The organism is Rhizobium ecuadorense, assembly GCF_001187535.1.
Classification (GTDB): Bacteria; Pseudomonadota; Alphaproteobacteria; order Rhizobiales; family Rhizobiaceae; genus Rhizobium; species Rhizobium ecuadorense.
Genome location: NZ_LFIO01001738.1, coordinates 1 through 212 on the forward strand (window position 1 = coordinate 1; position 212 = coordinate 212).

Genomic DNA, 212 nt, shown 5'->3' on the forward strand with positions numbered 1-212 from the left:
GCAGCGCTCAGACGATCGGGATCTTCTATTTCGGCTCAACTCTTGGCTGGGTTGCCGGCGCCTTCCTGGCGTTTATCGTCGCGAGCCGCCATGGTCGGTCGGCTTTGATTTCGCCCATTCTCGTCTGTGCCATTGCCGCCATCAGTTTTCTGCCGGCGCCTGCATTGTGGGGATCGCCGGCGTTTCTGTTTCTGTTTGGTGTGGTGTTCGGC

At 59.4% G+C, this 212-nt stretch carries 1 pseudogene; it reads left to right on the forward strand.

Going from position 1 to position 212, the window contains the following annotated elements:
- Positions 1–212 (forward strand): annotated as a pseudogene (locus AF337_RS44805) (hypothetical protein); the annotation flags it as partial.